Origin of the sequence: Actinomycetospora lemnae (genome assembly GCF_028737315.1) — a bacterium.
Taxonomy (GTDB): Bacteria; Actinomycetota; Actinomycetes; order Mycobacteriales; family Pseudonocardiaceae; genus Actinomycetospora; species Actinomycetospora lemnae.
Genome location: NZ_JAQZAO010000001.1, coordinates 378,546 through 401,339, shown reverse-complemented (window position 1 = coordinate 401,339; position 22,794 = coordinate 378,546). Strand labels below are relative to the sequence as shown.

Sequence of the window (22,794 nt, the reverse complement as noted above, 5' to 3'; positions counted from 1 at the left end):
TTCAGCACGGGATGGCGAGGATCTCGCGGGCGTGTCGCGCGGGGAGGGTGACCGGTCACGGACCCCGCCGGTGCCCCCGGCGGGGTCCGTGGACCGACCGTCGTGCGACGACCCGGCCGGCTGCTCCCTGTCGGAGCACGCCGGCCCGCTCGCCCTCGCGCTCAGCGGATGACGCCGGCCCGCATGGCCAGCGCGACCATCTGCGCCCGGTCACCGGTGCCGAGCTTCCGCCCGATGCGGGAGAGGTGGCTCTTCACCGTCAGCGCCGAGAGGCTCAGCGCGTCACCGATCTCCTTGTTGGAGCGGCCGTCGGCGACCAGCTGCAGCACCTCGACCTCGCGGGCCGAGAGCTCCCGCGGGGTGTTGTCGGTGGCCGGCACGCGGGTACCTGCCGCGAGCAGGGGAGCGACCGACGGGTCGGCGTAGAGGCCGCCCTCGAGGACCCGGCGCACGCCGTCGGTGACCACACCGGGCGAGGCCGACTTGAGCAGGTACGCCTGGGCGCCGGCCTGGAAGGCCGCACGGACCGCCGACGGGTCGTCGGAGGCCGCCAGCACCACGACGCGGTTCCAGCCCTGGCCACGGAGCTCCGCGATCAGGTCCAGGCCGCTGCCGTCGGGCAGGCCGAGGTCGAGGATCGCCAGGTCGCAGGGCCCGGAGGCCAGCGCCCGCGTCCGTGCCTCGGAGATCGAGGCCGCCTCGTGGACGGTGCCCGCGCCCATCGAGGAGAGCCGCTGCGCGATGGCTTCACGCAACAGCGGGTGGTCGTCGACCACCAGCACGGTGAACATCTCTTCCCGCGGATGCGGGACCATGGCCGGCGGCAGCAGTCCGCTCGCGACGCCGCGAAGGGCCATGCCTGGGCCCACGGTTGCCACGTCGAGTACCTCCTAGAAGTCGGTCTTGCCCCCCGACATTCCGCACCCTGGCCCTCGTCCCATCGACCGCGCCGCCGATCGGACGAGGAAGTGCGTGCGAGAGAAGATATCCCCCCGGGCGAGTTAACGAGAGCATCAGGGCCAACTTCGCTCGGTGGAGTTCCGCGCGTTACGCGGTCGCGGTCACCCTTTGGAGTGGACAGACTCCACGAAATCGTCTCGTCGTGACACTCGGTGTAACCGCTGCTACGGAGAGTGTCGAGTAGCGCCGACCGACCCAGGGCGGCTGCAACCAACGACCCAACGTGTTGGCGTGACGGACGCAGCGTCGTCGGGCTGATCGGACGGCAGGCTGTGCATCCCTCGGAATGGGTGCGATGACCTGCGGAAGTGCGAAAAAAATTCCGGCATCGATACCGGTGGTACCGGGAGAATGCTCAACCAGATCGCCCGGCCCGACGGGCACCGAGCGTCGTCACGCCCACCGGGGGAAGTCCCGCGGCGATCGCGAGGACGCCCGCGAACGCCTCGCCGTGTGCGGTGAGGACCTCCTCGGTCGGCGTCCACGACGCGCGCAGCTCGAGGTCGGTCGCGTGGGTGGGGCCGCTGATGTCGCCGAAGCGCACCGAGGAAGTCTGGGTCACGGTGCCACCCAGCGCGGTCCACGCCGCGCCCGAGTCCTCCAGTGCGCCCGTGAGCCACGACCAGGCCACCTCGGGCAGCATCGGGTCGCCGGCGTGCTCCGGGTCCAGCTCGGCGCGCACGAACGTCACCACCCGCAGCGTCCCGTCCCAGGCGTCCTGGCCCTCCGGGTCGTGCAGCAGCACGAGGCGCCCGGTCACCACGACCTCGGCGTCGTCGACCTCGCCGGTGCCGGGTGGCGGGGCGCTCGCGAGCACCTCCGCGCTCCAGGCGGCGGAGTACGGGGCGAGGCGCTGCGGCGGGCGCATGGTCCGCAGCTCGATCTCCGCGCGCGTCGGGAGACCGTCGAGCGAGTCCACCGCGCGGCGGAAGGTCTCGGGGTGGGTGGTGGGCGCCGTCACCTCGACGACAGTAGGCCGAACGGGTTCTTCCCGGCACCTCCCACGCCGAGCACCCCGGACGTGCACCCGCGCCCCATCCGTCCCACGCGCGCCGATCCGGCGCGCGCGGCGGCGGGCGAGGACGACGTGGGAGGATGGGGACACCATGAGCGGGGCAGGGGTCGTCAACACCGAGGTGCACGGATCGCGCCGGAGCCTGCCCGACGCGCCCTTCCTCGCCGCCGCGCGCGGCGAGCGCCCGGCCCACCGGCCGGTGTGGTTCATGCGGCAGGCCGGGCGCTCGCTGCCGGAGTACCGCGAGGTCCGCCAGGGCACCGGGATGCTCGAGGCCTGCCTGACCCCCGACCTCGCCTGCGAGATCACCCTGCAGCCGGTGCGCCGCTACGGCGTCGACGCGGCGATCCTCTTCTCCGACATCGTCGTGCCGCTCCGGGCCGCCGGCGTCGACGTCGACATCGTCGCGGGCACCGGGCCGGTCGTGGCGCAGCCCGTGCGCACCGCCGCCGACGTCGCCGCGCTCCCGGCCCTCGACGCCGAGGGCGTCGCCCCGGTGGCCGAGGCCGTGCGCCTGCTGGTCCGCGAGCTCGGCGAGACGCCGCTCATCGGCTTCGCCGGCGCCCCGTTCACGCTGGCCTCCTACCTCGTCGAGGGCGGGCCGAGCCGCAACCACGAGCGCACGAAGGCGCTCATGCACGCCGAGCCCGACACCTGGCACGCCCTGTGCTCCGCGCTCGCCGACACCACGCTGACGTTCCTGCGCGCGCAGGTCGCGGCCGGGGTCGACGCCGTGCAGCTCTTCGACTCGTGGGCCGGCGCGCTGTCCGAGCGCGACTACCGCGAGCTGGTGCTGCCGCACTCCGCGCGGGTGCTGGGCGGCCTCGCCGACGCCGGTGTGCCCCGCATCCACTTCGGCGTGGGCACCGGCGAGCTCCTCGGCGCGATGGGGGAGGCCGGCGCGGACGTCGTCGGCGTCGACTGGCGCATCCCGCTCGACGTCGCGGCCGGCCGCGTCGCCCCGGGCACCGCGCTGCAGGGCAACCTCGACCCCGCGCTGCTCTTCGCCGGCGAGGACGTCGTCGCCCGCGAGGTCCGCCGCATCCTCGCCGAGGGCGAGGCGGCCGCGGGCCACGTGTTCAACCTCGGGCACGGGGTGCTGCCGGAGACCGACCCCGACGCGCTCGCGCGGGTCGTCGACCTGGTGCACGCCACCGACCTGCCGTGAGCCGCGTCCTCGTCGTCGGCGGCGGGGTCTCGGGGCTCGCCGCGGCCCACCGGCTGCGCACGCTCCTCGGCCCCGACGCCGAGCTCCTCGTCGTCGAGGCCGCCCGCGCGCTGGGCGGCAAGCTCGCGGCGCTGGAGATCGGCGGGCGGCGGGTCGACGTGGGCGCCGAGGCGTTCCTCGCCCGGCGGCCCGAGGCCGGCGAGCGCATCGCGGAGCTCGGCCTGGACGACCAGCTCGTGCACCCCGGTCCCGCCGCGTCGGGGCTGCGCGTCGGCGGACGGACCGTCGGGCTGCCCCCGCGCACGGTGATGGGCGTGCCCGGCGACCCCGACGTCGCCGCGGAGGCGCTCTCGCCGGCGGGTCTCGCGGCGCTGCGGGCCGACCGCCCCGGCGACTGGGAGCCCGGCGGCGACGTCGCCGTCGGCGCGCTGGTGCGGGCGCGGCTGGGCGACGAGGTCGCCGACCGTCTCGTCGACCCCCTGCTCGGCGGCGTCTACGCCGGGCACGCCGACGGGCTCGGCCTGCGCGCGACCGTGCCCGCGCTCGCCGCGGCCCTCGACGCCGACCCGCGCTCGCTGCTCGCCGCCGCCCGCGCGTGCCTGCCGGCCCCGCCCGCCGAGGCGGCCCCGCCGGTCGCCACCGGGGCGCCGAGCTCCACGCCCGGGCGCGCGCCGGTGTTCGGCACCCTGCGCGGGGGCCTCGCGGACCTCCCCGCCACCCTCGCCCTCGCCGCCCGCGCGGACCTGCGCCTCGGCCGGACGGTCACCGCGCTCGCCCGCACCCCGCACGGCTGGCGCGCCGAGATCGCCGACGCGGCGCCGGTCGAGGCCGACGCCGTCGTGCTCGCCGTGCCCGCGCCGGCCGTGCGCCGCCTGCTCGCCGACCACGCCCCGGACGCCGCCCGCGCCGCCGGCGAGATCGAGCTCGCGTCCTCGGCGCTCGTGGTCCTCGCCCTGCCCGCCGCCGCGGCGGCCCCGCTCGCCGGGCGCTCCGGGGTCCTCGTCGGCGCGGGGGAGCGGCGCCCGGACGGCCTGCCCTGGACGATCAAGGCGACGACGTTCAGCAGCGAGAAGTGGCCCCACCTGGCGCCCGGCGACCCGGCCGATCCCGACGCCACCGCCGTCCTGCGCCTGTCGATCGGCCGCCACGGCGACCCCGCCTCCCTGGCTGCCCTGCGCCGCGACGACGACGACCTCGTCAGTGCCGCGCGCAGCGACCTCGCGGCGCTCACCGGGATCGAGGAGGTACCGGTCGAGTCCGCGGTCGTGCGCTGGCCCGGGGGGCTGCCGCAGTACGGCGTCGGCCACCTCGACCGGGTCGCCGCCATCGAGGACGGCGTGGCCGCGCTGCCCGGGCTCGCCGTCGCCGGGGCGGCCCTGCACGGCGTGGGCGTGCCGGCCTGCCTCGCCACCGCCGACGCCGCGGCCCGCCGCGTCGCGGAGCACCTCGCCGCCACCACCGCCCCGTAGCGTCCTCGGCACGGGTACCGACAGACTGATCGCCATGGACGTCCTCGCCGGCGCGCTCGGCTCCCGGAACGACGACGAGCGGGCGGCGTTCATCGTGGACGTGCTCGTCGACGCGTTCTCCGATCTGATGTCGGCCTCGCCCGCGGCGTTCCGCAACAAGTTCCGCAAGATGGCCGTCGAGCCCTTCGCGTTCTACCGGGGCAGCGCGCCGCTCTACTACGCCGACGTCGCCCGCCTGGACGACCCCTGGGTCGACGACCGGACCCGGCGCGTGTGGATCCAGGGCGACCTGCACGCCGAGAACTTCGGGACCTACCTCGACGGCGACGGCGTGCTCGTCTTCGACGTCAACGACTTCGACGAGGCCTACGTCGCCCCCTGGACCTGGGACCTGCGCCGGCTCGTGGCGAGCGTGGCCCTGCTCGGCTGGTCCAAGGCGTTCTCCGACGCCGACATCGACGCGCTCAACGCCACCTACCTGCGCGCCTACCTCGCCGCGGTGCGCTCGTTCTCGGGCGGCTCTGACGAGCGGGAGGTCGCGCTGACGCGGCGGAACACCGACGGCCCGATCCGCGAGGCCCTGCAGCGCTCACGGGAGAGGAGCCGGCGGGGCCTCCTCGACGCGCTCACCGAGATCGAGGGCGAGGACCGGGTCTTCCGAGCCGGGCCCGGGGTGCGCCGCCTCGAGGACGACGAGCGCGCCGAGGTGCTCGCCGCCTACGAGGCCTACCTCGGGACCATCCCGCACACGAAGCGGTGGCCGGACACGGCGTACGGCGTGCACGACGTCGTCGGACGCAGCGGCTTCGGCATCGGCAGCGCCGGTCTCCCGGCCTACAACGTGCTCATCGAGGGCCCGAACGAGGCGCTCGACAACGACATCGTGCTGTCGATGAAGCAGGCGGTGCGCGCGGCGCCGAGCCGCGTCGTCGACGATCCCGAGGTGGCGTCGTGGTTCACCCACCACGGCCACCGCACCGCCCTGTCGCGCCGTGCCCTGCAGGCCCACGCCGACCGCCTGCTCGGCTGGACCGAGATGCGCGGCGTCGGCTACGTCGTCGCCGAGCTCTCGCCGTACGAGAACGACCTCGACTGGGACGACCTCACCGAGCCCCGCGACCTGCGCGACGTCCTGCACCACCTCGGGCGCGCCACCGCCCGGGCGCACTGCGTCTCCGACGCCGACGCCGAGCAGGGGCTGGTGGAGGGGCAGGTCGAGGACGCCGTCCTCGGGGTGGTGGGCGACCGGGACGACGCGTTCGTCGCCGACCTCGTCGCCTTCGCCCGCGACTACGCCGGCATCGTGCGCGACGACCACCGCCGCTTCGTCGAGGCGTTCCGCGCCGACCGCGTGCCCGGCGTCTCCAGTGCCGCGGAGTCCCTCTGACGCGGGCCCGGGGTCGAGCTCCGCTTCGGTGCGTCTCCCGGGTCGGTGAGACACTGAGCGCGTGGCCCGGCTGAACTACGACGAGCTGAACTCGACCCTGCGCTACGCCATGTGGTCGGTCTTCCGCACCGACCCGGCGCGCCTGCCCGAGGACCGCGCGGCCCTCGGTGACGAGCTCGCCGGCGTGCTCGAGCAGGCCGACGGCAAGGGCGTGGCCGTCCGCGGCCTCTACGACCTCGCCGGCATGCGCGCCGACGCCGACTGGATGGTCTGGACCCACGCGCCGGACATCGAGTCGCTGCAGGCCACGTACTCGGCGCTGCGCCGCACCGCGCTCGGGCGCGCGTCGACCCCGGTGTGGTCGGGCACGGCGCTGCACCGTCCCGCGGAGTTCAACAAGAGCCACGTGCCGGCGTTCATCGCCGGCGAGGAGCCCAAGGGCTACCTCTGCCTCTACCCCTTCGTGCGCTCCTACGACTGGTACCTGCTGCCCGACGAGGAGCGGCGCACCATGCTCGCCGACCACGGCAAGGCCGCCCGCGGCTACGCCGACGTCCGCGCGAACACCGTGCCCGCGTTCGCGCTCGGCGACTACGAGTGGATCCTCGCGTTCGAGGCCGACCAGCTCGACCGGATCGTCGACCTCATGCGCGACCTGCGCGCCACCGAGGCCCGCCGGCACGTGCGCGTGGAGATCCCGTTCTTCACCGGTCCGCGGGTGTCGCCGGGCCAGCTCGTCACCTCTCTGCCGTAATCCCTGCCGTAACGGGGCGCCGCCCGCCGTACCGGACGAGCCGTACATCGATCAAGTTCTCGCCTCACGCAACGCGACGTGACATATTCCGTGTGTGGCGACCGTGGGTTTCCTTCACGTCGCGGCGGCGCACGTCCGTGAGGCCCGCCGTCTCCTCGCGGATTACGCACCCGGCGTCACCGACGTCCACCTGGTCGACCGCATGCTGCTCGAGCCCGGCCGCGACATCGGCACCCGCGTCGCCGCCCGCGTCGGCGAGCTGGTGGGCCGCGACGTCGACGCCGTGATCTGCACGTGGCCGGCGCTCACCGACCACGTCGTGCGCGTCGCCCGCGAGCGCGGCATCGCCGCGGCCGGCGTCGAGGAGCTGCTGGCCCCGTCGTCCGGGGTGCTCGCCCTCAGTCGATGAGGTGCCAGGTGATGAGGTCGTGGATCTCCGCGGCCTGCTCGGGGCCGCGGCACGTCACCTCGTAGAACGTCCGGCCGACCTGGATCGCGACGGTGTTCGAGAAGATCGGCTCGTCCTCGGCGGACACGTACGACACCGTGGTGATCCGGCTGTAGGGCGCCGTGATGAGGGCGGCGCGACCGCCCGGGAACGCGGTGTCGAGCAGGATGACCCGGCGGTTGGTGATGCCGCACAGGGCGATGCCCGCGCTGTCGCTGGCGTAGACGCCGTCGATGTGCTCCTCGGGCATCAACGTGTCGCGGATGACGTCGTACTGCACCGTCTCGTCGAACCGCGGCAGCCGTGCGGACAGCGGGTGCGCGCGGCGGGGGTGGTCGTCCGAGGTGCGGGGACGCAGCGGATGGCCCATCGACGGCATCGTCCTCTCTCCGGCGCGGAGGCGGGCTGGCCGTCCTCCGACACTAACGATCCTGCCCGTCGGCGGCTCCCGGCGGTGGTGTCCGACACCGGTCGCCGCGGGGAATGCGTCGTGGCGGGCGCGCGGATTGGTCCGGACGGAGCAGGGGTGGTGGGGTGTCTCAGGCGCGGTACTCGAGGAGCAGGTGCTGTCCCCAGCGCGCCATCGACAGCGGGCGGACGGCCTCGGGATGGGCGTCCACCCACTCCCAGACGGCGCGCAGCTCGGCGTCGTGGTCGAACAGGTCGTCGAAGTAGACGAGCGTACCGGGCCGCAGGTGGGGCTCGAGCCAGTCGAGGACCGCGCGCGTGCTCGAGTAGAGGTCGCAGTCGACGTTGACGACGAGCTCGTCGTGCGGCGGTAGCGTCCGGCCCGGCAGGGTGTCGGAGAACCAGCCGGGCACGATCTCGACCCGCGGGTCGTCGATCCGCGGCACCACCCCGGTGGCGAAGCTGCCCGCGGGGGCGTCGGGGTGCCAGTCGTCGGGCAGGCCGTCGAAGCTGTCGAACCCGATCAGGCGCGCACCCGGCGTGGTGAGGTGCTCGCTCCACCAGCGCAGCGTGCGGCCCTCGTGCACGCCGAACTCGAGGTAGAGCGGGCGCGGGGAGCGCAGGCGCTCGACGACCTCGGCGAACACCGCGAACCGGTCCCCGCGGTTGGGGACGTGCAGCTCCAGGCCCCGCATCCAGCTGCCCTGCTCCAGCGCGCCGAGGGCGGTGCGCAGACCGGTGAGGTGGCGGGGCGAGAGCTGCCGACCGGCCGCGACGAGCAGCCGGCGCGGCTGGACCGGGTGGAGACGGCGGGCGAGGCGTCGGCCGAGATCACGGGCGGTCATCGTGGACATCGGCCGACGACCGTAACGGGCCGCGCCACCCGTCCGGGCGCCCCGGGGGACCTCAGCTCGTGGGCTCGAGGCGCAGGCTCACCGAGTTCATGCAGTAGCGCTGGTCGGTGGGCGTGCCGTAGCCCTCGCCGCTGAACACATGGCCCAGGTGCGAGTGGCAGGTCGCGCAGAGCACCTCGACGCGGGTCATGCCCATCGAGCGGTCCTCGCGCAGGATCACGTTGTCGTCGGCCGAGGGGGCGTAGAACGACGGCCACCCGCAGTGGGAGGCGAACTTGGTCTCGGAGCGGAAGAGCTCGGCGCCGCAGGCGCGGCAGGAGTAGACGCCCTCGGTGAAGACCTCGTCGTACTCCCCGGTGAACGGGCGCTCCGTCCCCGCCTGCCGCAGCACCTGGTACTCCTCCGGCGTCAGCTGCTCGCGCCACTCGGCGTCGGACTTGCTGACCTTCGGGGTGCCGATCGAGGCGTCACTGCTCATGCCCCCAGGCTAATACGTCGTGCACGTCTAGAAGGCCGTGCTGAGCACCAGCTCGAGCACCTCGAAGATCACGAACCCGGTGCCGAGGAGGACGAGGGCGACGAGCACGACCGCGGCGAGCCGGCGCGGGCCGTCCGCCCGGTTGGCGGATTCGGCGAAGTCACGGACCCCGGCCAGTTGCCCCTCCACGGTGAACGCGGCCGGGCCGGCCTGCTCCATCCGGTCGAGGTGCGCGGCGAAGGCGCGGGCCTCGGGGTCGTCGGGGTCGAGGCCGACGAGGTCGTCGGCGAACCGTCCGTGCGGTCCCGCGGGCTCGTCCGGACCTTGATCGGGGGCACCGGAGCGGCCCCCACCTGGGGCTTTCGACGCGCTCATCGACCCACGGTAACCCGCGCCACTTCCCGTCGGGCCTACCATCGGGTCATGAGCACGGAGACCTCGGCGACTTCCGCGGCGTGCACGACCCTGGACACCCAGCTGTGCTTCGCGCTGCACGACGCCTCGCGGGCGATCTCTGCGTCGTACCGGCGCGGTCTCGCACCCCTGGGTCTGACCTACAGCCAGTACGTCGTGCTGCTCGTGCTCTGGGAGCACGGACCCACGACGATGGGGACGCTGTGCCGCGAGCTGCATCTCGACAGCGGCACCCTCTCGCCGCTGCTGCAGCGCCTCGAGGAGCGGGGCCGCGTGGTACGCCGCCGGCGCCCCGAGGACGAGCGCACCGTCGAGGTCACGTGCACCTCGGAGGGCGAGGCCCTGCGCGAGCCCGTGCTCGCCGTCCAGCGCCGGGTACAGGCCGAGACGGGCATGAGCATCGAGGACATCGTCCGGCTGCGGACGGAGCTCCAGGCCCTCGCCGACCGGTTGCGGACGGCCGACGAGAGCGGTGTGACCGGCTAATCTCTCGCGTCGTGGCGAAGTCCCCGGCCGAGGAGATCGACGTCGACGGGCTGACCGTCCGCGTCACCAACCCCGACAAGGTCTACTTCCCGGACCGCGGGATCACGAAGCGGCAGGTCGTCGAGCACTACGTGGCGGTCCGCGGGCCGCTGCTGGCCGTGCTCTACGAGCGCCCGACGCACCTCAAGCGGTTCGTCGACGGCGTGACGGGCGAGTTCTTCTACCAGAAGCGTGTGCCCAAGGGCGCGCCCGAGTGGGTCGAGACCGTCGACGTCCGCTTTCCCAGCGGCCGCTCCGCCACGGAGATCTGCCCGACCGTCACCGCCGTGCTGCCCTGGGCCGCCAACCTCGGCACCTTCGACTTCCACCCCTGGCCCGTGCGGCGCGGCGAGGTCGACCAGCCCGACGAGCTGCGCATCGACCTCGACCCCCAGCCCGGCACCGACTTCGCCGACGCCGTGCGCGTGGCCGGCGTGCTGCGCGAGGTGCTCGACGACGCCGGCCTGCACGGGCGTCCCAAGACCTCCGGCGGGCGCGGCATCCACGTGCTCGTGCCGGTCCGCCCCGAGTGGGACTTCGTCGGCGTGCGCCGCGCGGTGATCGCGCTGGCCCGCGAGGTGTGCCGGCGCGTCCCGGCCGAGGCGACGGTCGACTGGTGGAAGGAGGAGCGCGGGCAGCGCGTGTTCCTCGACTACAACCAGGCCGCCCGCGACCGCACGATCGCCTCGGCGTGGTCGGTGCGCGGGACGCCGCGGGCGACGGTGTCGATGCCGCTGCGCTGGGAGGACCTGCCCGACGTCGACCCCGACGACTTCGACGTGCTCACCGCCGCCGGCGTCCTCGCCGAGCGCGGCGACGCCCTCGCCGGCCTGCACGACGACCCGGGGAGCCTGGAGACCGTGCTGGAGTGGGTCGAGCGCGACCAGCGCGACCACGGCCTGGGCGACCTGCCCTACCCGCCCGAGTACCCGAAGATGCCCGGCGAGCCCAAGCGGGTGCAGCCGAGCCGGTCGCGCGCCGACACCACCGGCAAGACCGTGTAGCCCCCCCGGGTGTCGGGCGCCCCCCGCCGCGGGCGCGATCCCGACCGCTGCCGCCGTCCACCTGCTGCTGCACGAGGTCGTCTTCCCGCGGCTCGACACCGTCGGGACGCCCGCGGGGTGAGTCAGATGCGGCGGGCCCAGGACTCGGCGAAGGTGTAGACGCCGAAGGCGACGAACCCGAGCGCGACCACGAGGAGCAGCAGCGGACCGTAGGGCTGGGCGGCCAGGGTGGTCAGCGCCTGGTCGAGCCCGCCCGCGCGGCCGGGGTCGGCGAGCAGGGCCGCGACCCCGAACAGCACGCCCACGACGGCGAACGCCAGGGCGCGCGCGAGGTGGCCGAAGACGCCGAGCACCTCGACGGGCCGGCGCAGGCGGTCGGGGAGCCGGCGGTAGTCGAGGTCGTCGGAGAAGTTGCGGGCGATCCCGGTGTAGGCGGTGGCCCCGGCGACGACCAGCACGACCAGGCCGACGGCGGCGACGAGGATCCGCCCGGCGGGCAGCGAGAGCAGCCCCGCGGTGGCCGCCTCGGAGCCCGCTGAGCTGGAGCCGCCCGACGAGCCCGTCAGCAGGCGGACCCCGGCCACGGCGACGGCGAGCACCGCGACCGTCTTCGCGCCCGCGCCGACGCGCTTGCGGAACCGCTCGCCCCCGGACGTCCAGCGGAAGCCGGTGGCGGCCGCCAGACCCTGCCACACCGCGAAGGCCACGAGCCCGACGACGACCACGACGATCGCGACGACGCCGGCGGTGCTGCCGACGAGGCTCGACAGCGCGCCCTGCTGGTCGGGCTGCCCGCCGCCGGTGAGCGCGAGGTGCACCGCGATCGCGCCGATCAGGACGTGCACGAGCCCGTAGCCGACCAGGCCGACGCGGCCGAGCAGCTCGACGGCCCGGACGGGCGCCTCACCCTCGCCGGCGGCGCCGAGGCCCGCGAGCTCACTGCGCACCCGGTGGGCGGCCTGCTCCGCGCGCTCCGAGACCTCCTCGGTGGTGTCGTCGGTGCGCTCGGCCCGCGCGGCGGAGCGCTCCGCCTGTTCGTCGGCCCGCGACGTCTCCCGCTCGGCCCGCTCCTCGAGCGTGCTGGACGGCGCGTCCTCGCGGGACAGGTCCGCCGACGCGGCATCACCCGACTGGTCCTGCGACGTGACGGCCTCCTCGGTCCGGTCGCCCGCGTCCGAGGTGGAGCGCGGGTCGCCGTCCTGTACCCGATGCCGGGGCGGAGGACCACCGAGCGGGGCCGGCCCTTGCGGCGGGACCCGTCGTGGCGCCCACAATTCCGCCGTGCAGCGGGTGGCGGGGGAGGCGGTGGACCGGGCGCTGGCGGTGCTCGCCGGCGGGGCGTTCCTGACGCTGGTGGTCGGGACCGTCGCGTCGGGGGAGTCGGTCGCCGCCGTCGTGCTCGGCGCGGTGTTCCTCGCGCTGGCGACCGTCGGGTTCGTGCGGGTGCGCCGCCGGGACCGCCGGGCCTGGTCGGTCGCCTACGTGGCGGTCCAGCTCCCGCTGGCCTTCGTCGTGTTCGTGCTCAACGCCGGGGTCGGGGCGACGCTGTTCCTCGTCGTGCTCGTCAGCCAGTGCGTGCTGCTCCTGCCGCTGCCCGCGGTCGTCCTCGTCTGCGCCTGCGTGCCGTTCGTCCACGTCGGGATGTCGTGGAGCGACGGGTTCCGCGAGGGGCTGGGGACGCTCGCGGCGGTGGTGTTCGCGGCGATCGTCACGGGGCTCCTGCAGCGCGAGCAGCGCACCCGCCGGGAGCTGGCGACGGCCCACGCGCGCCTGGGTGCGTACGCCGCCCAGGCCGAGCGCCTCGCGGCCGAGCAGGAGCGCAACCGGGTGGCACGCGACATCCACGACGGCCTCGGGCACGCGCTGACCGTGGTGCAGATGCAGGTCAAGGCGGCGCGGGCGGTCCTGGCCGCGGACGCGGCGCGGGCGGACGACGTGCTCGCGAAGGCCCAGGACCAGGCCGAGGCGGCTCTGGCGGAGGTCCGTCGCTCGGTGCGCGCCCTGCGCGACGCCGACGCGCGGCGCCCGCTCGCCGAGGCGTTGCAGGAGCTCGCCGACCTGAGCTGCGAGGCCGGGGTGGCGACGCGTCTGGTGGTCGCCGGCGACCCTCGGCCGCTCGCGGAGCCCACCCGCGACGCGCTCTACCGCGTCGGGCAGGAGGGGCTGACCAACGTGCGCCGCCACGCCCGGGCCACCACCGCGGAGCTGCGCCTCGAGTACGGCCCGGACGCCGTCCGCCTCGACGTCCGCGACGACGGCACGGGCGCCGCGCCGGGCGACCCGTCGTCCGGCGTCGGCGTGCTGGGCCTGCGGGAGCGGGCGGCGGAGGTGGGCGGGCACCTGGCACTCGAGTCGGTGCCGGGGCAGGGGACGACGCTGCGGGTGGAGGTGCCGGCGTGAGCGCGGTGCGCGTGCTGCTCGTCGATGACCAGGCCCTGTTCCGCGAGGCGCTGGGCACGTTGCTGGGCGCGAGCGAGGGCGTCGAGGTCGTCGGCGAGGCCGGGGACGGCCGCGAGGCGCTCGACCGGGTCGCGGTGCTCGCCCCGGACGTCGTGCTCATGGACCTGCGGATGCCGGTGCTCGACGGCGTCGCGGCCACCCGCCGGCTGCGCGCCGAGCACCCGGGCGTGCACGTCATCGCGCTGACGACGTTCGACGACGACGAGGACGTCTTCGCCGCCCTGCGGGCCGGGGCGATCGGCTACCTGCTGAAGGACGTTTCCTCGGCCCGGCTGCTCGAGGCGGTGCAGGCCGCGGCGCGCGGCGAGTCGGTGCTCGCCCCCACGGTCGCGGCGAAGGTCGTCGCCCGCGTCGCCCGCCACCTGCGCGAGGAGACGCCGGCGGAGCGGCCCCTCGTGGTGCCCCTCTCCGAGCGGGAGCGGGAGATCGTGCGGCTGATCGCCGACGGTCGCAGCAACCGCGAGATGGCCGCCCGCCTCTTCCTCGCCGAGGGCACGGTGAAGAACCACGTGACCAACGTGCTCGCCAAGCTCGGCGTCCGCGACCGCACCCAGGCCGCCCTGCGGGCGCGCGAGCTCGACCTGCTCTGAGCCCTGCGGACCGGGGGGTCACGCCACGGCCGTGACCCCCACCCGTGACCTCCGGCCTACGGCCGCGACCCCGCCGCGCCCGACCCTCGTCGTCACCGCCACGACAGGGAGGACCGCATGACCGTCGACCCGCGCAGGGGCGACGCGGCGCTCGCCGCCGCCCCGGCCCCGGCGCCCCGCGCCCGGCGCCTCACCCGCTTCGCCGGCCACTACCTGGAGATGGTCGTCGCCATGGTCGTCGGGATGGTGGCGCTGGCGCCGCTGTGGCCCGCGGCCTGGGTCGCGTCGGAGGGTGTGCACGCGGTCGTCATGGCCACCGACATGACCGTCGCGATGGTGCTGTGGATGGCGCTGCGCCGGCACCGGTGGCCGCGGATCGCCGAGATGGCGGCGGTCATGTCCCTGCCGTTCGTGGCGCTGCTGGTGCCCTACGGCCTCGGCGTCCTGCCGGGGTCGGCGCTGATGGTCGCCGGCCACGTGATCATGTTCCCGCTGATGCTGCTCGCGATGCTGTGGCGCCGCCACGAGTACGGGCTCTAGCGGCGCCGCTCCCGTGCCCCCCGTGCTGCGCCGCACCGCGTCGGTGCTCGCCGCGCTCGTCACCGTCCTGCTGCTCCCGGCCGTGGGCGCGGCGATTGCGGCGCCGCGCGCGTTCACCGACCCGTACACGCCGGGCCCGGTCCGGGTCGTCCCGGCGCCCACGCCGCCGCCGCACGACCCGGACAGGCCGACCGCGGTGGTCGTGGTCGGGGACCGCGGCGGCCTGGTCTCCGACGTCCTCGCCCCGTACCAGGTCCTCGCGGAGTCCGGGCGGTTCAACCTCTACGTCGTCGCCCCGCAGCGCCGGCCGCTGCCGCTGACCGGGGGTCTCGACCTCGTCCCCGACCTGACGTTCGAGGAGCTGGCCGCCCGCACCGCGCGCGCCGACCTCGTCGTCGTCCCGGCCCCGCCCGACGACGAGGAGCCGACGATCGCCCCCGTGGTCGGCTGGCTGCGTGGGCAGGCCGAGCGGGGCGCCCTGGTGCTCAGCGTCTGCAACGGCGCCGGGACGGTGGCCGCCGCCGGCCTCCTCGACGGGCGCCCGGCGACCAGCCACTGGAACCGGCTCGGCCGCTACGCGTCGCGCTACCCGGCCGTCGACTGGGTGCGCGGGCAGCGGGTGGTCGACGACGGCGACGTCGTCTCCACCGCCGGCATCCTCGCCGGTGTCGACGGCACCCTGCACGTCGTCGAGCGCCTCGCCGGGCCCGCCGTCGCCGACCGGGCCGCGGCTCGGGTGGGCTGGACGCACTTCCGCGAGGACCCGTCGGCCCAGGACCGGCCCGCCGTGCCCGACCCGGCCGCGATCCTCAACGCCGGCTACCGCTGGGCCCCGGCGACGGTCGGCGTCCTGCTCGACGACGGTGTGGCCGAGACCGAGCTCGCCTCGGTCTTCGACGCCTACGGCGGGCAGTCGCTGGCCACGCGCACCCTCGCCCTGGGCGTCGACGGCGCCCCGATCCGGTCGCGGCACGGCCTGACCTTCCTGCCGCGCGACAACCTGGCCGCCGGGTCGTCGCGGATCGACCGCCTCGTCGTCCCCGGCGCCGCCGCGCGCCCGATCGCCGCTCCCGTCGCCGCGCCGCCGCCGGAGTACGTCCACCACCCGCCGGCGTTCGCCTACGACGCCGTCGTCACCGACCTCGCCCGCACCACCGACACCGCGACCGCCCGTTGGGTGGCGACGGTCATCGAACTGCCCACCGAGGGCCTCGTGCTCGCCGGACCGCGCTGGCCGTGGGCGCCGACCGTCGTCCTCGTCGCCCTGCTGCTGCCCGGCGCCGCCGTCGTGGTGCTCGTGGCCGCCGCCCGTCGGCGGGGCCGCGCCCGCCGGAGGGCGGCACTGTCGGTGTCCTCGTCCACGCTGTCGACCACCACCGACGAGGGAGGGGACCGACATGGACCGCCACGACGAGGGGCACGGTGACACCGGGCGGCTCGCGGGCCGCGTGGCCCTGGTGGCCGGGGCGACGCGCGGGGCGGGCCGGGGCGTCGCGGTGGAGCTGGGCGCCGCGGGCGCCACGGTCTACGTCACCGGGCGCTCCACCGCCGGGCGCCGCTCCGAGTACGACCGCCCCGAGACGATCGAGGAGACCGCCGAGCTCGTCGACCGGGCCGGGGGCACGGGCATCGCGGTCCCGACCGACCACCTCGTCCACGACGAGGTCCGGGCGCTGGTGGAGCGGATCGACCGGGAGCAGGGACGCCTCGACGTGCTGGTCAACGACGTGTGGGGCGGCGAGCTGCTCGTCGAGTGGGGCACCCCGGTGTGGGAGCACGACCTCGACAAGGGGCTGCGGATGCTCCACCTCGCCGTCGACACCCACCTCGTGACGACGCACTTCGCGCTCCCGCTGCTCATCCGCCGGCCCGGCGGGCTGCTGGTCGAGATGACCGACGGCACCGCGGAGTACAACGCCGTCACCTACCGGATCTCGCCGTTCTACGACCTCGCCAAGGTGGCGGTGAACCGGATGGGGTGGTCGCACGCCCAGGACCTGGCGGAGCACGGCGCGGCGGCGGTCTCGCTGACCCCGGGGTGGCTGCGCTCGGAGATGATGCTGGAGATGTTCGGGGTGCGGGAGGACACCTGGCGCGACGCCCTCGACGCCGAGCCCCACTTCGCGATCTCGGAGACGCCGCGCTTCGTCGGCCGCGCCGTCGCCGCCCTCGCCGCGGACCCGGACCGGGCGCGCTGGAACGGGGAGTCGCTGTCGAGCGGCGGCCTGGCGCAGGTGTACGGGTTCACCGACCTCGACGGCTCGCGGCCCGACGCCTGGCGCTACATCGTGGAGGTGCAGGACGCGGGGAAGCCGGCGGACGTCACGGGCTATCGCTGACCACGACCTCGTCCTCGGCCGCGACCTCGATCTCCTCCACCGACTCCACCGGTGCCGGTCGCGGCCGGGACACGATGATCTGCGCGATCGCGACGAGGAGCACCGCGATGGTCAGCAGCCGCTCGGCCGGCGGCAGCGGCCGGTACCAGCCGTAGACCTGGGTGGCCAGCGCGACCAGCTGGGCGATGAGGGGCAGGGCGATCGCGGGCCAGCCGGTGATCTCCCGCGACGGCTGCGGGCCCCGCGGCAACCGGGTGGAGCCGACGGCGAACGCGAGGGCCCCGGCGCTCCACAGCACGTCGTAGGGCCCCTCGTGGGAGACGAGGTCGTCGACCGACAGGCTGTAGGTAGCGTCGGCGACGGTGAGGCAGATCAGCCCGAGCCCCACCCACGGCCAGCTGCCGCCGAAGCGCCACGACATCAGCGGCAGGGTGCCGAGCAGCGCGCCGAGCAGCAGGACGTCGCCCAGCGGGTAGGCGACGACGACGAACCGGCCGAGGGGGTCGATCGGCGAGGTGTCCAGCACCGGCGTGATCACCAGCAGGACGCCGGGGGTCGCGACGAGCAGGACCAGGACGAAGCCGTCGAGCCAGCGGTACCACGGGACGTCGACCACCCGGGCCCGCACCATGCACACGAGACCCGCCATGAACAGCGGGTAGGTGGCGAGGTAGAGCACGTCGGTGGGGTTCGGTGTGGGCACCACGCTGCCGTCGGCGTAGAGCAGGCCCCACGTGATCTCGCCGAGCCCGAAGAGCAGCAGGGCGGCCGCGAAGCACCACCACGCGCCCCGCGACGGCGGTGTCGTCCGGCGGTGCGCGCCGACGGCGCAGACGGCGGCGGAGGCGAGGATCAGGGCGGCGTGCAGCCAGTCGTCGACGATCGGCAGGTCGGTGGGGTGGTCGCCGCGGCGCAGCTGGTGGACGGCCTCGACCCCGAGCCCGAGCAGCAGGACCGCGCCGATCGTCCGCGACGTGGCGGTCGCGCCGGTCCACGCGCGGATCGGGCCGAGGGACGGCGGCACGGGGTCTAGGCGGCGGACCGGGTGGCGTCGGGCGGGCCCGGGTCGGCGGCGGGGTCGGCGGGTTCGGTGCGGGTGCCGGGCTCCCCGGGGTCGGCGGGTCCGGCGAGCGCGCGCTCGAGCGTGCGCCGCAGCTCGGCGAGCTGGGCCGCCGTGCGGCGTCGCTGCTCCTCGAGCTCGGCCGCCGCCCGGGTCGCCGCGTCGAGCCGGGCCGTGGCGTCCGCCTCGACCTCGCGCGCCCGGTCCTCGGCCCGCCGTCGCTGCTCCTCGGCGTCGGCCAGCGCCGCGGCGGCCTCGGCACGCCGCGCCTCCGTGCTGGTGGTGAAGTCCTCCTCGACCCGCCGCCGGCGGGTCTCGGCGTCGGCGTCGCGGCGCTCCCGGTCCGCGGCCGCGGCGCGCTCGAGACGGTCGACCTCCGCCCGGGTGCGCTCGACCAGGGCCCGCTGCTCGGCCTCGGTCTCCGCGCGCTGCCGCGCGACCTCGTCGCGGGCCCGCGTCGCCTCGCGGCGCATCGCCCGCGCCTGCTGCTCGGCGCCGGCCACGATCACCGTCGCCTCCTCGGCCGCCGCGGCGAGGCGGGCGGCGCTGCGCTCGTCGGCCTCCGCCACGATCGCCTCGGCGCGGGCGACGGCCTCCTGCTCGGTGACGCGGGCCCGCTCGCGGGCCTGCTCGCCGAGCGTCGCGGCGTCGTCGGCGGCGGTCACCCGGATGTGCTCGGCCTCCTCCTGCGCGAGCCGCAGCAGGTGCTGGAGCCGCGCGGAGATCCCGTCGATCGACAGCGGGGCCGACACGACGCGGTCGAGGTCGGCGCGCACGGACCGCAGCTCCGCCCGGGCCGCCTCCTCGGCGCGGACCATCGCGTCGCGGTCGGCGGTCATCACCCGCAGGTCGGCCTCGGCCTTGTCCAGGGCCTCCTCGACCTGCTCGCGGTCGAAGCCGCGCTTGACGACGTCGAAGCCTGCGCCCCACCACGGGGTGCGGGCCCGGCGCGACGCCGCGGGCGGGGACGCCGCCCCGGTCCGGTCTGCGGCTCCATCCTCGCTGCGCTCCACGGTCCCTCCCCGATCCGTTCCCGCTGCACGCGGACGCGGGTCGAGTCTTCCCCGGTCCCGGACGCCGGACCAGGGGCGATGAACGGCCGCCGGGTCACGGTCGGGACACGCCGCTCACCAGGCCCTCACTCCGGCGGCAGCGGCGCCTCGGTCGCCTCGCCGAGATCGACGTCCGCGAGCGAGGCGCCGATCGCCCCCGCGGCGGCCGCGAGCGGCGAGAGCGCACTCGCGAGCCGGGGTGCGGTGAGCGGGGCGAGCACGCCGAGGGCCGCGACGATGCCGGCGGGACCGGTCACCGGCATGGCCACCGACCACACGCCCGGCCGGTGCTCCTGCGTGCTGCGCGCCGAGCCCGCCGCCGTGATCGTCGCGAGCTGGCGGCGCAGCGCGTCGGGGTCGGTCACCGTCCAGGGCGTGTACCGGGCGGGCGCGCGCAGGACCTCGACCTGCAGCTCGGGCGGCGCGTGCGCGAGCAGGACCTTGCCGACCGCGGTGCAGTGCAGGGGCAGGTGGGCGCCCGGGCTGTGGCGGGTGGGCTGGCTGCGGGAGCGGGCGAGGCGCTCGACGACCAGGGCGCTGCGGCCCTCGAGCACGGCCAGGTGCACCGTGTGGCCGGTCGCGACGACGAGGTCCTGGAGGTGGGGCAGCGCCGCCTCGCGCAGCGACGTCGGCGGCGCGAGGAGCCCGAGCTGCCAGACCCGCGCCCCGATCTCGTAGGACCCGTCCCGGCGCCGCGCCAGCAGACGCGCCGCGCACAGCTCGCCGAGGAGGCGGTGCGCCGTCGCGACCGGGATCCCCGCGCGGCGGGCGAGCTGGGAGAGCGTCAGCGCCGGGTGGCCCGCGTCGAAGGCGTCGAGCAGCGACAGCGCCCGCGACGTCGCCGACCGCCCGGGAGCGGTCCGGACCGGCGGGCGGTGGTCGCGGGGCACGGACCGATGCTAGGAGAGCTTTTCCATCCTATGAGAAGAGTGGCTTGCCCCACACCGGCCGCTCGACGACGGTCGGCCCATGAGCAGCGCGGCCCGGTCAGGCTCGTCACCCGACGGGCGGTTCCCGCTCCCGTCCGAGATCGGGCCCGTCGCGGGCGCCGAGGGCTGGGAGGAGATGTACCCGTACTTCTCCCGGTTCCAGCCGGAGGACGACGGGCGGTTCTGGTTCTACAACTCGATGCACTTCCCCGAGGTGGTCCCGGCCTTCGACGGCCTGACCTCGGAGATCCCCTACACCGCGATCGGGGCGAACACCGCGCGGCTGTTCAGCTTCCCGACGACGCTGGGCATCGAGTACCGCATCGTCAACGGGCGGGTCTACATCACCGCCAACCCCGTCACCGACCCCGCGCAGGTCGAGGCACGCCTCGAGCACTTCCAGGAGCGCGCCGGGCACTACTACGCGCACTGGGACCAGCTCTACGCCGGCTGGCAGCAGCGGATCGAGGCGCTGATCGCCGAGATCGAGGCGGTCGAGGTGCCGCACCTCGGCGAGCTGGACGACCTCGCGGTGGTGACCGGGTCGCGGGGCTACGCCAGCAACCACCTGCTGCGCGAGGAGTTCCACCGCTGCATCGACCTCTACTCGAAGATGTGGCACCACCACACCGAGTTCCTCATGCTCGGCTACGGCGCCTACGTCGTGTTCTTCGAGTTCTGCCAGCAGGCGTTCCCGGAGATGGGCGACCAGACGGTGGCCCGGATGGTCGCCGGCATGGACGTCACCATGTACCGGCCCGACGACGAGCTGAAGAAGCTCGCCGGGCTGGCCGTCGAGCTCGACCTCGCCGACCTGTTCGTCGAGGGCAGCGAGCCCGACAAGGTGCTCAGCGGCCTCGCCGCGCGGGGCGACGCCGGCCGGCGGTGGCTCGCGGCGCTCGAGACCGCGAAGGACCCGTGGTTCAACGTCTCGGTCGGCGACGGCTTCTACCACCACCACCTGTCGTGGGCCGACGACCTGACCGTCCCGTTCGCGGCGCTGCCGCGCTACGTCGAGCAGATTCGGGCCGGGGAGGACCTCACGCGGCCGACCGAGCGGCTGGCGCAGGAGCGCGACCGGATCGCCGGCGAGTACCGGGCACTGCTCGGCTCGGAGGACGAGCAGGCCGCCTTCGACCAGATGCTGGGGCTGTGCCGGCAGGTGTTCCCGTACATCGAGTCGCACAAGTTCTACTGCGAGCACTGGTTCACGACGCGGTTCTTCCAGAAGATCCGGGCCTTCGGCGCGCTGCTGGCCGAGCGCGGCGTGCTGGCCGAGACCGACGACGTCTTCCACCTGCGCCACGTCGAGGTCGAGGACGCGCTCGCCGACGTGCAGCTGGCGTGGGCGTCGGGCGGGCGGGAGCTCGGTGCGCGGCACTGGCAGCCGATCGTCGCGCGGCGCAAGGAGATCCTCGCGGCGCTGGCGGGCTGGTCGCCGCCGCCGGCGCTCGGCCCCGTGCCGGAGTCGATGAACGACCCGGCCGTGAAGATGCTCTGGGGCGTCACCGACGAGACGATCGCGACCTGGCTCGGCGCCGAGGACCTCGACGAGGACACGGTCCGCGGGTACGCCGCGTCGCCCGGCGTGGTCGAGGGCGTCGCCCGCGTGCTGATGAACGTCAACGACATCGGGGCCGTCCGCGAGGGGGAGATCCTCGTCTGCCCGGTGACCGCGCCGAGCTGGGGACCGGTGTTCGGCAAGATCGCCGCGGCCGTCTCCGACATCGGCGGGACGATGTCGCACGCGGCGATCGTGGCCCGCGAGTACGGCATGCCCGCGGTCGTCGGCACCGGCCAGGCCACCGCGACGATCCGCACCGGCGACCGGGTGCGCGTCGACGGCGACCGCGGCGTGGTCACGGTGCTGCGCCCGTGACCCCCGTGCTGCGCCTCGCGGACCTCGGCCGCGACGACGTGCCCGCCGCCGGGGGCAAGGGCGCGAGCCTGGGGGAGCTGCGCCGGGCCGGCGTCCGGGTCCCCGACGGGTTCGTCGTCACCACGGCGGCGTTCCGCGCGGCGGTCGGCGCGCTCGACCTCGGCGCCCGGGTCGCGGCCCTCGACCCCGCCGACGGCGCGGCCGTCGCGGCGACCTGCGCGGAGCTGCGCGCGGCGGTCGAGGCGGCGCCGCTGCCCGACGAGGTGGCCGACGCGGTCGTCGCCGCCCACGACCGGCTGGCCGCCGACGTCGGCGAACAGGACCCGCCGGTGGCGGTGCGCTCGAGCGCGACCAGCGAGGACAGTGCGCAGGACAGCTTCGCCGGGCTGCAGGACACCTACCTGGGAGTCCGGGGCGCCGAGGCGGTGCTGCGCGACGTGCGCCGCTGCTGGGCGAGCCTCTACGGCGTCGAGTCGGTGACCTACCGGTTGCGCCGCGGCATCCCCGAGACCGACCTGGGGATGGCCGTGGTCGTCCAGCACCTGGTCGACGCGCGCAGCTCCGGGGTGATGTTCACCCGCAGCCCGCTCACCGGCGACCGCTCGGTGGTCGCGATCGACGCGAGCTGGGGCCTCGGCTCCGCGGTGGTCGGCGGCGACGTCACCCCCGACGCGTTCGTCGTCAGCAAGGTCACCGGCGAGATCGACCGGCGCACCGTGTCCACCAAGACCCGCTGGCACCGTCCCGCCCCGGACGGCGCCGGGGTGGTGGAGGGGGAGGTCCCGGACGACCGGCGCGACGTCCCGTCGATCACCGACGCCGAGGTCGCCGCGCTCCTCGCCGTCGCGCGCCGGGTCGAGGCGCACTACGGGTGCCCGCAGGACATCGAGTGGGCGCTGGCGCCGGACGGAGGTGTGGTGCTGCTGCAGAGCCGACCGGAGACGGTGTGGGCGGCCAAGGACGCGGCCACCGCCGGGCAGAAGGTGGCCGCGCCGACCGCCCGCGCCTTCGACCACGTGCTCCACGCGCTGGGCGGCCGCCGCCCGTCGGGGGCCTGAGCA

The 22,794-nt window shown here is 75.4% G+C and carries 24 protein-coding genes; 14 read left to right on the top strand and 10 right to left on the bottom strand.

Going from position 1 to position 22,794, the window contains the following annotated elements; translation table 11 throughout:
- Positions 1-161 precede the first annotated feature (161 nt).
- A complete protein-coding gene (locus PGB27_RS01945; RefSeq protein ID WP_408629987.1) occupies positions 162-857 on the bottom strand; it encodes a response regulator in 696 nt (231 codons plus the stop codon).
- Between the two features lie 458 nt (positions 858-1,315).
- Positions 1,316-1,921, bottom strand: coding sequence for a DUF3000 domain-containing protein (locus PGB27_RS01940; RefSeq protein ID WP_274198648.1), 606 nt, complete (start codon positions 1,919-1,921; stop codon positions 1,316-1,318).
- A gap of 145 nt (positions 1,922-2,066) precedes the next feature.
- On the opposite strand from PGB27_RS01940, the gene hemE reads away from it, so the two are divergent.
- From hemE to PGB27_RS01915, 5 genes are all read left to right on the top strand, one after another.
- Positions 2,067-3,143: a uroporphyrinogen decarboxylase gene (gene hemE / locus PGB27_RS01935; protein ID WP_274198647.1), complete on the top strand. Its 1,077-nt coding sequence runs from the start codon at positions 2,067-2,069 to the stop codon at positions 3,141-3,143.
- A complete protein-coding gene (gene hemG, locus PGB27_RS01930) occupies positions 3,140-4,612 on the top strand; it encodes a protoporphyrinogen oxidase (protein WP_274198646.1) in 1,473 nt (490 codons plus the stop codon). Before hemE ends, hemG begins: the two co-directional genes overlap by 4 nt.
- A gap of 34 nt (positions 4,613-4,646) precedes the next feature.
- Positions 4,647-5,999: a DUF2252 domain-containing protein gene (locus tag PGB27_RS01925; RefSeq protein WP_274198645.1), complete on the top strand. Its 1,353-nt coding sequence runs from the start codon at positions 4,647-4,649 to the stop codon at positions 5,997-5,999.
- Between the two features lie 61 nt (positions 6,000-6,060).
- On the top strand, positions 6,061-6,753 hold the full coding sequence (gene hemQ, locus PGB27_RS01920; protein WP_274198644.1) for a hydrogen peroxide-dependent heme synthase: 693 nt from the start codon (positions 6,061-6,063) through the stop codon (positions 6,751-6,753).
- Between the two features lie 103 nt (positions 6,754-6,856).
- Positions 6,857-7,162, top strand: coding sequence for a hypothetical protein (locus PGB27_RS01915; RefSeq protein WP_274198643.1), 306 nt, complete (start codon positions 6,857-6,859; stop codon positions 7,160-7,162).
- On the opposite strand, the gene PGB27_RS01910 is transcribed toward PGB27_RS01915, so the two are convergent.
- The 4 genes from PGB27_RS01910 to PGB27_RS01895 all read right to left on the bottom strand — a co-directional run bounded on the left by PGB27_RS01910 (position 7,152) and on the right by PGB27_RS01895 (position 9,316).
- Positions 7,152-7,571 carry a PH domain-containing protein gene (locus tag PGB27_RS01910; protein WP_274198642.1) on the bottom strand — a complete coding sequence of 140 codons (420 nt, stop codon included), beginning with the start codon at positions 7,569-7,571 and terminating at the stop codon, positions 7,152-7,154. The two genes, PGB27_RS01915 and PGB27_RS01910, sit on opposite strands and share 11 nt — an antisense overlap.
- Positions 7,572-7,740: 169 nt before the next feature.
- Complete coding sequence (locus tag PGB27_RS01905) at positions 7,741-8,463, bottom strand: class I SAM-dependent methyltransferase (protein ID WP_274198641.1); 723 nt, start codon at positions 8,461-8,463, stop codon at positions 7,741-7,743.
- Positions 8,464-8,515: 52 nt separating this feature from the next.
- On the bottom strand, positions 8,516-8,941 hold the full coding sequence (gene msrB / locus PGB27_RS01900; RefSeq protein WP_274198640.1) for a peptide-methionine (R)-S-oxide reductase MsrB: 426 nt from the start codon (positions 8,939-8,941) through the stop codon (positions 8,516-8,518).
- 27 nt (positions 8,942-8,968) lie between these two features.
- Positions 8,969-9,316, bottom strand: a complete 348-nt coding sequence (locus PGB27_RS01895; protein WP_274198639.1) for a hypothetical protein — start codon at positions 9,314-9,316, stop codon at positions 8,969-8,971.
- A 48-nt stretch (positions 9,317-9,364) separates the two neighbouring features.
- Between PGB27_RS01895 and PGB27_RS01890 the strand changes: the two genes are divergently transcribed.
- Together PGB27_RS01890 and ligD are read left to right on the top strand one after the other, a co-directional pair.
- A complete protein-coding gene (locus PGB27_RS01890; protein ID WP_274198638.1) occupies positions 9,365-9,841 on the top strand; it encodes a MarR family winged helix-turn-helix transcriptional regulator in 477 nt (158 codons plus the stop codon).
- An 11-nt stretch (positions 9,842-9,852) separates the two neighbouring features.
- The gene (ligD, locus tag PGB27_RS01885) at positions 9,853-10,884 is read left to right on the top strand and encodes a non-homologous end-joining DNA ligase (protein ID WP_274198637.1); all 1,032 of its coding nucleotides are present in this window, start codon (positions 9,853-9,855) and stop codon (positions 10,882-10,884) included.
- A 122-nt stretch (positions 10,885-11,006) separates the two neighbouring features.
- On the opposite strand, the gene PGB27_RS01880 is transcribed toward ligD, so the two are convergent.
- Positions 11,007-12,158 (bottom strand): DUF1206 domain-containing protein, encoded by a 1,152-nt coding sequence (locus PGB27_RS01880; protein ID WP_274198636.1) that lies wholly within the window; start codon positions 12,156-12,158, stop codon positions 11,007-11,009.
- A gap of 7 nt (positions 12,159-12,165) precedes the next feature.
- Here PGB27_RS01880 and PGB27_RS01875 point away from each other — a divergent pair, with 7 nt between their 5' ends.
- The 5 genes from PGB27_RS01875 (at position 12,166) to PGB27_RS01855 (ending at position 16,813) form a co-directional block, all read left to right on the top strand.
- A complete protein-coding gene (locus PGB27_RS01875; RefSeq protein ID WP_274198635.1) occupies positions 12,166-13,284 on the top strand; it encodes a sensor histidine kinase in 1,119 nt (372 codons plus the stop codon).
- Entirely contained in the window at positions 13,281-13,934 is a 654-nt protein-coding gene (locus PGB27_RS01870; RefSeq protein ID WP_274198634.1) for a response regulator, read from the top strand. The genes PGB27_RS01875 and PGB27_RS01870 overlap by 4 nt, the downstream gene beginning before the upstream one ends.
- Positions 13,935-14,051: 117 nt before the next feature.
- A complete protein-coding gene (locus PGB27_RS01865) occupies positions 14,052-14,474 on the top strand; it encodes a hypothetical protein (RefSeq protein ID WP_274198633.1) in 423 nt (140 codons plus the stop codon).
- A 22-nt stretch (positions 14,475-14,496) separates the two neighbouring features.
- Positions 14,497-15,900 (top strand): DJ-1/PfpI family protein, encoded by a 1,404-nt coding sequence (locus PGB27_RS01860; RefSeq protein ID WP_274198632.1) that lies wholly within the window; start codon positions 14,497-14,499, stop codon positions 15,898-15,900.
- Entirely contained in the window at positions 15,872-16,813 is a 942-nt protein-coding gene (locus tag PGB27_RS01855; protein ID WP_274198631.1) for an SDR family oxidoreductase, read from the top strand. Before PGB27_RS01860 ends, PGB27_RS01855 begins: the two co-directional genes overlap by 29 nt.
- Here the strand turns inward: PGB27_RS01855 and PGB27_RS01850 are convergent.
- From PGB27_RS01850 to PGB27_RS01840, 3 genes are all read right to left on the bottom strand, one after another.
- Complete coding sequence (locus PGB27_RS01850) at positions 16,797-17,837, bottom strand: hypothetical protein (RefSeq protein WP_274198630.1); 1,041 nt, start codon at positions 17,835-17,837, stop codon at positions 16,797-16,799. The genes PGB27_RS01855 and PGB27_RS01850 overlap by 17 nt on opposite strands.
- Positions 17,838-17,842: 5 nt before the next feature.
- A complete protein-coding gene (locus PGB27_RS01845; protein ID WP_274198629.1) occupies positions 17,843-18,886 on the bottom strand; it encodes a coiled-coil domain-containing protein in 1,044 nt (347 codons plus the stop codon).
- A gap of 125 nt (positions 18,887-19,011) precedes the next feature.
- Positions 19,012-19,815 carry an IclR family transcriptional regulator gene (locus tag PGB27_RS01840; RefSeq protein WP_274198628.1) on the bottom strand — a complete coding sequence of 268 codons (804 nt, stop codon included), beginning with the start codon at positions 19,813-19,815 and terminating at the stop codon, positions 19,012-19,014.
- Positions 19,816-19,894: 79 nt separating this feature from the next.
- Between PGB27_RS01840 and PGB27_RS01835 the strand changes: the two genes are divergently transcribed.
- Together PGB27_RS01835 and PGB27_RS01830 are read left to right on the top strand one after the other, a co-directional pair.
- A complete protein-coding gene (locus PGB27_RS01835; protein ID WP_274198627.1) occupies positions 19,895-21,733 on the top strand; it encodes a PEP-utilizing enzyme in 1,839 nt (612 codons plus the stop codon).
- Complete coding sequence (locus tag PGB27_RS01830) at positions 21,730-22,791, top strand: PEP/pyruvate-binding domain-containing protein (protein WP_274198626.1); 1,062 nt, start codon at positions 21,730-21,732, stop codon at positions 22,789-22,791. The genes PGB27_RS01835 and PGB27_RS01830 overlap by 4 nt, the downstream gene beginning before the upstream one ends.
- Positions 22,792-22,794: the final 3 nt, after the last annotated feature.